General features: G+C 64.5%; 10 protein-coding genes and 1 pseudogene. 7 read left to right on the top strand and 4 right to left on the bottom strand.

What is annotated here, in order from left to right; translation table 11 throughout:
* Positions 1 to 419 (top strand): annotated as a pseudogene (locus tag EOA79_RS25510) (GTPase HflX); the annotation flags it as partial.
* A gap of 8 nt (positions 420 to 427) precedes the next feature.
* Here the strand turns inward: EOA79_RS25510 and mazG are convergent.
* On the bottom strand, positions 428 to 1252 hold the full coding sequence (gene mazG, locus EOA79_RS25505; protein ID WP_095825426.1) for a nucleoside triphosphate pyrophosphohydrolase: 825 nt from the start codon (positions 1250 to 1252) through the stop codon (positions 428 to 430).
* A gap of 82 nt (positions 1253 to 1334) precedes the next feature.
* On the bottom strand, positions 1335 to 2519 hold the full coding sequence (locus tag EOA79_RS25500; RefSeq protein ID WP_095825425.1) for an amino acid aminotransferase: 1185 nt from the start codon (positions 2517 to 2519) through the stop codon (positions 1335 to 1337).
* 188 nt (positions 2520 to 2707) lie between these two features.
* On the opposite strand from EOA79_RS25500, the gene EOA79_RS25495 reads away from it, so the two are divergent.
* From EOA79_RS25495 to EOA79_RS25470, 5 genes are all read left to right on the top strand, one after another.
* Positions 2708 to 3229 carry a sigma-70 family RNA polymerase sigma factor gene (locus EOA79_RS25495; RefSeq protein ID WP_245322434.1) on the top strand — a complete coding sequence of 174 codons (522 nt, stop codon included), beginning with the start codon at positions 2708 to 2710 and terminating at the stop codon, positions 3227 to 3229.
* Positions 3226 to 3999: an anti-sigma factor gene (locus EOA79_RS25490; RefSeq protein ID WP_095825423.1), complete on the top strand. Its 774-nt coding sequence runs from the start codon at positions 3226 to 3228 to the stop codon at positions 3997 to 3999. The genes EOA79_RS25495 and EOA79_RS25490 overlap by 4 nt, the downstream gene beginning before the upstream one ends.
* Positions 4000 to 4037: 38 nt before the next feature.
* Complete coding sequence (locus tag EOA79_RS25485; protein WP_067321335.1) at positions 4038 to 4754, top strand: Bax inhibitor-1/YccA family protein; 717 nt, start codon at positions 4038 to 4040, stop codon at positions 4752 to 4754.
* 207 nt (positions 4755 to 4961) lie between these two features.
* On the top strand, positions 4962 to 5837 hold the full coding sequence (locus tag EOA79_RS25480; RefSeq protein ID WP_095825421.1) for an aldose 1-epimerase family protein: 876 nt from the start codon (positions 4962 to 4964) through the stop codon (positions 5835 to 5837).
* A 544-nt stretch (positions 5838 to 6381) separates the two neighbouring features.
* Positions 6382 to 6774, top strand: coding sequence for a GFA family protein (locus tag EOA79_RS25470; protein ID WP_095825420.1), 393 nt, complete (start codon positions 6382 to 6384; stop codon positions 6772 to 6774).
* Positions 6775 to 6797: 23 nt separating this feature from the next.
* On the opposite strand, the gene EOA79_RS25465 is transcribed toward EOA79_RS25470, so the two are convergent.
* The gene (locus EOA79_RS25465; RefSeq protein ID WP_245489931.1) at positions 6798 to 8315 is read right to left on the bottom strand and encodes a winged helix-turn-helix domain-containing protein; all 1518 of its coding nucleotides are present in this window, start codon (positions 8313 to 8315) and stop codon (positions 6798 to 6800) included.
* 202 nt (positions 8316 to 8517) lie between these two features.
* Between EOA79_RS25465 and EOA79_RS25460 the strand changes: the two genes are divergently transcribed.
* Positions 8518 to 8754, top strand: a complete 237-nt coding sequence (locus tag EOA79_RS25460) for a hypothetical protein (RefSeq protein ID WP_095800710.1) — start codon at positions 8518 to 8520, stop codon at positions 8752 to 8754.
* 127 nt (positions 8755 to 8881) lie between these two features.
* Here the strand turns inward: EOA79_RS25460 and EOA79_RS25455 are convergent.
* On the bottom strand, positions 8882 to 9382 hold a 501-nt coding region (locus EOA79_RS25455), incomplete at its 5' end, for an arginase family protein (protein WP_206639265.1).

The following is a 9382-nucleotide window of genomic DNA, read 5'->3' as shown; positions in this document are numbered from 1 at the left end:
CGGCAGCGCAGGCCGAGGATGTCGAGCGCATCCTTGGCGATCTCGGCGGCGATGCCGCGGACACCAGCCGCGTGATCGAGGTGTGGAACAAGATCGACCTGCTCGACGAAGGCAATCGCGAGCGCCTGCTTGCCGAGAGCGCCGGCGGCAAGGCGCCGCCGATCGCGATATCGGCAGCGACCGGCGAGGGGATCGATGCGCTCAAGGCGCTCATCGAGGCCAGAGTGTCGGGCGAGTTGGAAACGATGACGGTGACGTTGAGCCCCGCTGAGCTCGGCCAGGTCGACTGGCTCTATCGCAATGGCGATGTCGTCTCGCGGAGCGACAATGAGGACGGCAGCGTCACCATCTCACTGACGGCCACGCACAGCGCCCGCCAGGAGATCGAGACCCGGCTGAACCGCAGGAACCACGGCTAGGCCGCTGCTTATCTTGCGTTTTTGGCCTGCTGCCAGAGGGTTTCCATCTCGTCCAAAGTCGCCTGTTCCAACGACCTCCCGGAAGCCTCCAACTCCCGCTCGACATAATGGAAGCGCGAGCGGAACTTCTCGTTGGTGCCGCTCAGCGCGGCTTCGGCATCAAGTCTCAAATGGCGGCCGAGATTGACGACGGCAAACAGCATGTCGCCGAACTCATCCTTGATGGGTGCCGCGTCGCCCGTGACCAGCGCCTCGCGCAGCTCGCCGATCTCTTCCTCTATCTTGTCGAGGATGGGTGCTGCCTCGCTCCAGTCGAAGCCGACGCGCGCAGCCTTCTCCTGCAGCTTCAACGCGCGGGTCAGCGCAGGGAGCGCAACCGGCACGCTATCGAGATAGCCCTTGCCGTGATCTTCCGGGTCGAGGCCGCGCGCGATGCGGGCGTTGCGCTTCTCGGCCTTCTCCACCGCCTTGATCTTCTCCCACATGCCCTTGGCCATGCCGGCGCTGCGCGCCTTCTCGTCGCCGAAGACATGCGGGTGACGGCGGATCATCTTGGTGGTGATCGCCTCGACAACGTCGCCGATCGCGAACTCGCCAATCTCCTGCGCCATCTGCGCGTGGTAGACGACCTGCAGCAGAAGGTCGCCCAGTTCCTCTCGCAGATCGTCGAAGTCGCCGCGCGCGATCGCATCCGCCACTTCATAGGCTTCCTCGATCGTGTAGGGGGCGATGGTGGAAAAGTTCTGCTCGATGTCCCAGGGGCAGCCGGTCTCCGGCGCTCTCAGTGCCGCCATGATCTCGATCAGACGGGAGATGTCTTTGGAGGGTTTCATGCAACAAACCCTAGCGCGCGCCGCGGCGGGCGACCAATCCCGCCGGCTGGCAAAAGCCGATTGTCCACAGTTGCGCCGGCGCTCAGTCGAGCACCGAAACGATCGCCTTGGCGAGCTCGTCCATGCCATCCTCAGGCAGACCTGCCACATTGATGCGGCTGTCACCCACCATATAGACGGCGTGCTCGGTGCGCAGCCGCTCAACCTGCGTTTCGGTGAGCCCCAGGCGGGAGAACATGCCGCGATGGCTGGCCACGAAATCGAAGCGATCGGAGTTGGATTGCCGGCGCAACGCCTCGGCGAAGGCGACACGCAGCCTGAGCATGCGCAGCCGCATCTCCTCGAGTTCCGTCTCCCAGACCTTCTTCAGATCGGCGTCTTCCAGCACCATGCGTACGGCCGCAGCGCCATGGTCCGGCGGCATCGAATAGAGCGCTCGCGCCGCTGCCAGCATCTGGCTCATAGCCACGTCGGCCTGTGCGCCGTCCTTGGCCATGATCATGGCGGAACCGACGCGGTCGCGATAGACGGCGAAATTTTTCGAGCAGCTCGAGGCGACGACCATCTCGGGCACCTTGCCGGCGAGCAGCCGCAGGCCGGCGGCATCGGCGTCGAGCCCTTCGCCAAAGCCCTGATAGGCGATGTCGACGAAAGGCAGCAGGCCGCGCTCAAGCAGAACGTCGGCAATCTTCGCCCATTGCGCAGCATCCAGATTGGCGCCGGTCGGGTTATGGCAGCAGCCATGCAGCAGCACGACATCCCCGCTAGTGGCGGTCTTGAGCGCCGCCAGCATGTCGTCGAAACGGACAGCGCCGGAAACAGCGTCGAAATAAGGATAGTCGCGCACCTGTAGGCCGGCGGCGCGCATCACCGGCAGGTGGTTCGGCCAGGTCGGATCGGAGAGCCACACCGTCGCGCCCGGCCGCGTGCGCTGCAGAAGCTCGGCCACCAGCCTGAGGGCGCCCGATCCGCCCGGCGCCTGCGCTGCGCGGATGTGCGAATGATCGGCCCTCTCGCCGAAGGCAAGCTTGATCATGGCGGCGTTGAAGCCGGTGTCGCCGGCGAGGCCGAGATAGGTCTTGGTGTCCTGGCCCGCGAGCAGCCGCTTCTCGGCCTCGCGCACGGCCCGCATCACCGGCGTCCTGCCGTCACGATCCTTGTAGACGCCGACACCCAGGTCGACTTTGCCGGGGCGCGTGTCGGCGCGGTAAAGGCCGATCAACGCAAGGATCTTGTCGGCGGGCGCGGGCTGCAGGGTCTCGAACATCGATAGGGCTCCAGTGGCGGCGGAGTGATACGCAAATCGGCCGCGCTTCGCCAGCGGTTTCCTCCGTTTGCCCGCTCGGTTACTGGCTCACCCCAGGCCGGCGCAACTCCTCGCGGGAATCGCAAAAAGAAACGGCAGCCAGGGATTAAAATCCCCACATGCTCCGTAAACACGGCATGAAACGGTCGATGGCACGCTTCGATATCGTCGGGCAGTTGGGATCGCTGCGGCGCTACGCGCGCGCGCTGACGCGCGACAGCGCCGATGCCGAGGATCTGGTCCATGACGCGCTGGTGCGCGCCTATGAGCGGCGCGGCACCTTTCGCTCGAGCGGCAACCCGCGCGCCTGGCTGCTGGCGATCCTCCACAACATTTTCATCGACCGCATGCGCTCGCGGCGGTCCGAGGCAGCGCGCATCGAGCAGGCAGGCCGTCTCGCCGAGCAAAACATGCCGGCGTCCCAGGACCATTCGGTGCGCCTTTCGCAGGTGCGCGAAGCCTTCCTGTCGCTGCCGGAAGAGCAGCGCGCCGCGCTGCATCTCGTCGCCATCGAAGGGTTGAGCTACGCGGAGGCCGCCGACGTCAGTGGCGTCCCGCTCGGAACCCTGATGTCGCGCATCGGCCGCGCTCGTGCGGCGCTGCGCGAGATGGAGGAGGGCGCTCCGGCGCGCGGCAAAAATCACCTGAGGATCGTGGGAGGTGAATCATGACCGCCATCGTCGATCCGGTGACCGATGCCGATCTCGACGCCTATGTCGACGATCAGCTCGACGTCGCCCGCCGCATCGAGGTCGAGGCGTTCCTGTCCGCTCGTCCCGAAGTGGCTGCGCGTGTGATGTCGGATCTCAGAACGCGCGACGAGTTGCGCGTGGCGCTGGCCGGGCCAGGCGCAATGGCGCGCCCGGCGACGACCGACGCGGCGCGTCGGCTGGAGAGGGTGCTTGTCAGGGACCGTGCCTTTTCCGTGCTGCGGCGCGCCGCGGCCGCCGCCGTGCTGGTGGCGGCGGGGTGGCTTGCGAACGGCGTCTTCGGGCCGATCGCTGTCAGCAAGGTGGTCGCGTCGACGCAGCCGCCCGCCTATGTCGAGGAAGCGGTGAGCGCGCACCGGACGACGCTGGTGCGTGAGACGATGCCGTCCCAGGCCGAAGCGCCAAATTACAATGCCGACGAGATCCGCGCCGCGACCGCGATCGTCATGCCGTCATTGCCCGACGACTGGCGGATCCGCGATGTTCAGATCTATCCGTCGCGGTTCGGGCCGAGCGTCGAGATGGCACTCGAAACGAAGGACCTCGGGCTGGTGTCGCTGTTTGCGATCAGGCCAGGCACGTTCGACGTCGTGAAGCCCACCGTCGCGCCCTTGGGCGATATTTCGTCCGCCTATTTCCAGATCGGCGAGGTCGCTTACGCCGTCGTCGGACAAGGCGATGCCGGCGATCTCGACCGGGCCGCCGAAAAGCTCGCCCGCACTCTCTATTGAAACAGCCAATCGAACCGACCAAACCAAGGAGAAACGAAATGAACAGCCCTAATCTTGGATACCGAATGGGCACCGGCGTTCGGGCCGGTGCCGTCTATGACGAGGGCCTGCGCCGGCACATGCTGCGCGTCTACAACTATATGGGCCTCGGGCTCGTCGTCACCGGCCTCGTCGCCCTTGTTGTGGCCTCGACGCCGGCGCTCTACGTCCCGATCTTCTCCACGCCGCTGAAATGGGTGGTGATGCTGGCGCCGCTCGCCTTCGTCATGTTCTTCTCCTTCAAGATGCAGACGATGTCGGCGGCGAGCGCGCAGGCGATGTTCTGGGCCTTCTGCGCGGTCATGGGCCTGTCGCTGGCTTCCGTGTTCCTGGTGTTCACCGGCACCAGCATCGCGCGCACCTTCTTCATCGCCGCCACCATGTTCGGCGCCACCAGCCTCTACGGCTACACGACCAAGCGCGACCTGACGCAGTTCTCGTCCTTCCTGATCATGGGCCTGATCGGCGTGGTGATCGCGAGCCTCGTCAACCTGTTCCTCGGCTCGACCGCGCTGCAGTTCGCCATCTCCGTGATCGGCATTGCGGTCTTCATCGGCCTGACCGCCTGGGACACGCAGACGATCAAGGAGCAGTATGCCGAGAATTTCGACGCGGAATCGCAACAGAAGCTCGCCGTCTTCGGCGCCTTCTCGCTGTATCTGAACTTCATCAACATCTTCCAGCTGTTGCTGAATTTCACCGGCGAACGCGAATAGTCCGGACCGTAGCAGGCAACAGCTTCGAACCGTGGCCGACGGGTAAACCGCTGGCCACGGTTTGTCTTTTGGCATCGTGTCTGGCGTGGCAACGCTGTCGGTCGTTTGCGGCGGCTGCTTGAGGGGATGCCGCACTGCCTGCTGCCCTTGAGTTCAGGCGAGGCCTTTTGCTAGCCTGCCGGCCCGACCAGCCAGTCGCGAGGACGCATGGACCAGCTGACGCTTGACGGTGACGGCATCTCGGCGACGGTTGTCGGGCAGGGGGCGGAGCTGGTCTCCTTGCGCGATGCCGAAGGCGCGGAACTTCTGTGGCAGGCGGGGCCTGAATGGCGGCGTCATTCGCCGGTGCTGTTTCCGATAGTCGGCCGGCTGAAAGGCGACCAGTTGCGCCATCGCGGCAAAGCCTATCCAATGACGCAGCATGGCTTCGCCCGCGACAGGCGCTTTGCCTGGGCGGAGCAGGGGCCTTCCTCTTGCACGCTGGTCCTGACCGATGACACCGAGACCCGCACCCGCTACCCATTCGCCTTTCGGCTGGCCATAAGCTACAGCCTCGGCCCCCGCCAGCTTGGCGTGACCTTCGAGGTCGCCAACACAGGCGACGAGGTGCTGCCGGCCTCGGTCGGCGCCCATCCGGCCTTCAACTGCCCTTTGCTGCCGGAATTGCCCAAGGAAGCCTACCGGCTGACCTTTGCCGACGATGAACCTGCGCCGATACGACGCCTGAAGGACGGGCTGATGCTGCCGACGCCGCAGCCAACGCCCGTCGAGGGCAAGACGCTTGCCCTCTCCGAGCGGCTGTTCGATGACGACGCCGTCATTCTGGACCGGCCCGCCAGCACCAGCGTGCGCTATGCCGCCGGGCGGGGGCCGGCGATCGAAATGTCGTGGCAGGGATTCAACGAATTGGGCATCTGGTCCAAGCCCGGCGGCGCGCCGTTCCTCTGCATCGAGCCCTGGCATGGCGTTGCAAGCCCGGTCGATTTCGACGGCGAATTCGCCGACAAGCCGGGCGTGATGCTGATCCCGCCAGGCGCCAAGCGCAGGCTGACCTACCGGATCACCATCAGCCGGGATGCGTAAGGCATGGCGTTCGCGATCAAGGCCTAGGTCAAGGATCCGCTGGCCGAGACATTCTCATTCGCGGCGCAGAAAACCATGTATGGCGGCTATCGCCGAAGGCGACACGATCTTTGTGTTCGCCAGCGAAAACGAAGCCGGACAGGGGCTGGTCGCACGGGGCGTTGTCACGTCATCCGAGGCCATTCCCAAAAGATCCGGCGCGAACGGCAGACGCCGCGCGTCAGTGTTGCCATCCGCCGCACCGCATTGGCAACGCGGCGATTGGGTCGGGACGAGCTCAAGCGGTTCAAGGACTGGAGCGATGGCAGGCCTGAGACCGAGCTCAACTTCAAATTCTATCGCCAGGCGACGAACAAGATCGTCAGCCTCTCGCATGGGACGGCGGCTTTTCTCGATGGGTTTTTCTAAGACGGCAAGCCACGGATCAAATCGATCTCTATGGAATCCGGCTTTTGAGAGCCACGCAAGCGAGACGTCTCAGCCTTGGACGCCTGGGCGAGTTCGCTGCTAACGTTCCACCGCACGGCTTTGAAGGAGACGCAACATGGACCGATTCACCGGCGGCTGCCTGTGTCGCAATGTCCGACTTGTGGCGTCGGGCCGCCCATACAGGGTCTGCATCTGCCATTGTCTCGATTGCCGCAAACATCATGGCGCGCTCTTTTATGCTTCGGCGGTATTCCCTCAGGACGCGGTTACGATCGACGGTGAGACGCGCGACTATGCCGGGCGGTTTTTCTGTCCGCGCTGCGGTTCGTCCGTTTTCGCACGCACCGCGGACGAGATCGAAGTGCATCTCGGGACCCTGGACGCCCCAGACCAGCTAGCCCCGACCTACGAAAGCTGGATCATCCGTCGCGAGTCGTGGCTGCCGCCGTTTCCAGTCAGCAAGCGATACGAGCGCGATCGCGAGGCGACGAGCCGCTTCGAAGAATAGGTCGCGCCATTCCTTTCTGGCCGTCAGTCCGGAAGCCCGGCCTTGCGGAACCCGTCAACGAAATGCTCGAGCATCGCGTCGTCGCGGAACGGCTCGGTCCAGACCCAGTGGCTGGTCGTGAAATGCGGGTTGGCGATAAGGAACATCTCGACCTCCGCGCGCGCCTCTTCGAACCGGCCGAGCTGCGCAAGGCTTGCCGCCAGGAAACGGCGTGAGCTGGTCCGATAGGTCTCGTCCCGGCGCAGCGTCTCGATGGCGGCTTCATAGTCGCGGGCCGCATATTGCGCGGCGCCGAGCGTGAGATAGTACCAACTCGGCGGAAACGGGTTCAGCCGGAACGCCTTGCGAATGTGCTCAAGGCCTTCCTCGATCCGCCCGGCAAGGACCTCAATATCGGACAATGTCGCCCAGGCGTCGGCCTCGTTCGGATCGAGCTCGAACGCTCTGGCGAATTCGGCATCCGCCTCGCTGAAGCGATGCTCATAGGCAAGCAGGTTGGCAAGCACCCAGCGGCAGCCGGCGTCGTTGGGGTCGATCGTCACGGCTTTGCGGGCCAGCTCCAAGGCAATGCTCCGGTTGGGGTCGACGGGCTCGCCCCAATGCACCCATCCCATCCAATGGTTCATGGCGAGCCAGCGATAGGCCTCAGCATATTCCGGATCGAGCGAGACCGCGCGCGTCAGCATCAGATGCGCCTCCCGCGCCGTCTGAGGCGAGTCGTCGATCAGTTTTCGCGCCCGCACGCACAAATCGTAGGCCTCGAGATTCTTGGGCCGATTGCGCGGCGGCTGCGTGCGCAGCCGGCCGAGCAGCGCCTCCACGATCTTGGCCGTTACCTCGTCCTGGACCGCAAAAATATCTTCCAGACTGCGATCGAAGCGTTCCGCCCACAGATGTTCACCGCTCACCGCGTCGACAAGCTGCGCGTTGATACGTACACGCCCCGCGGCGCGCCTTGCGCTCCCCTCAAGCAGGTAGCGCACGCCAAGGTCCTCGGCGATCGCGCGCACATCCATCGGCTTTCCCTTGTAGACGAAGACCGAGTTGCGCGCGATGACGAACAGTCCCGCGTTCCTGGACAGGTCAGTGATCAGGTCTTCGGTCAACCCGTCCGCGAAGGATTCCTGCTCGGGATCATTGCCGAAATTGACGAAGGGCAGCACGGCTATCGAAGGCTTGCCGGGCAGTGGCAAAGGTTTTCGTGTCGTCTCGCCAAGCTGTTCGATGACCCCCGTGAAGCGATAGCCGACGCGCGGCACCGTAGCGATCCATTCACCGCCGTCGGCGGCGGGGCCGAGCAGCTTTCTGAGCTGCGCGATCTGGACGGTGAGGTTGCCTTCCTCGACGGCCGTGCCCGGCCATGCCGCGTCCATCAGCTCGGCCTTGGCCAGGATTTCGCCGGGACGTTCCACGAGCGCGGCAAGCAGCTTCAGCCCCCGATAGCCGGCGGCCACGGGGACATCGTTCCGAAGCAACGTTCCCGCAGCTGAATCAAGCACGTACGGGCCGAAGGCAAAGCGCGATCCCTGCATGCGGCGCATCTATAGAGCAATTCCAGGAAAAGTGTGAGACGGGTAGAGCAGTTCGTCATGTCCGATGAACCGCTCAGGCCGATTTGGAAGATTTGAGAACTATTTGGATGCGCTTAATTACGGCGCAGCCCGCATCCTGCAGAATCCAACCTCATTCAGGTGGAAGGCCCCAACTCGAAAAGCATGGGGCCGCAAACCATAGGAGGTTGCCATGAACGACACGTTTGCATCGATCCCGCAGCTGGCAACGCTGGTCGGGCAGGCATCGCGCCGGCGCTACAGCCTGCAGACCCTGCGAGGCATGATCGCGGCCCGGCGCGAGCAGATACGGTTTCGCTGGGATCTGAAGCGGATATCAGAGGCCAACCCGCATCTGATCGACGATATCGGACTGACGAAACAGCAGGCCGAGGAAGAGATCGGAAAGCTGCCCTTCTGGCAAAGATAAACGCGGATGTGGCGTCAACGCTGATGCCGGCAGCGCAGTCCCACCGGGTAGGGTGGTCCGGCATGAGCTCGAAGCGACATCGGTCGGCCATAACGGGGAATCTCGTCGGGGCATCAGGCCATCTGAGTTAAACCTGCCGGACGACAGTGCCGATGACATTGACGAGAAGCCGGGCTGCAGTCAGCGCCGACAGGCCGTCAAGGTCGGCAGGCGGATAGAATTCGACCAGATCAAATCCTGCGATCCTGGCCCGCTTGCCGAGGCCGGCGATCAGGTCGATCGCCTGGGTGTAGGTGAGGCCGCCTGGCGTGCGCGCCGCCACGCCCGGCATGATGCTGGGATCGAGGCCGTCGCAGTCGAAGCTCACGACGACGCGCGCGCCGTCCGGAATGTGCCTGAGAGCTGCGTCGACGCCCTGGGCATGAAGCTCGCGGGCAGTCACAAAGCGGCTGCCATAGCGTCGCGCCGCTTCGATTTCAGCCAGGCGTGCGCTGCCGACGCTGCGCAGGCCGACTTGCACGAGGCCGGCGATATGCGGCATCTCGCTCGCCCGGCGCATCGGGCTCGAATAGCCGTAGCGTTCGCCATCGACCTCGTCGCGCCAGTCGATATGCGCGTCGATCTGCAG

Source organism: Mesorhizobium sp. M1A.F.Ca.IN.020.03.2.1 (assembly GCF_004023205.1).
Classification (GTDB): Bacteria; Pseudomonadota; Alphaproteobacteria; order Rhizobiales; family Rhizobiaceae; genus Mesorhizobium.
Note: the sequence above shows the minus strand (reverse complement) of the source record. Positions and strands in the feature narration are given on the sequence as shown.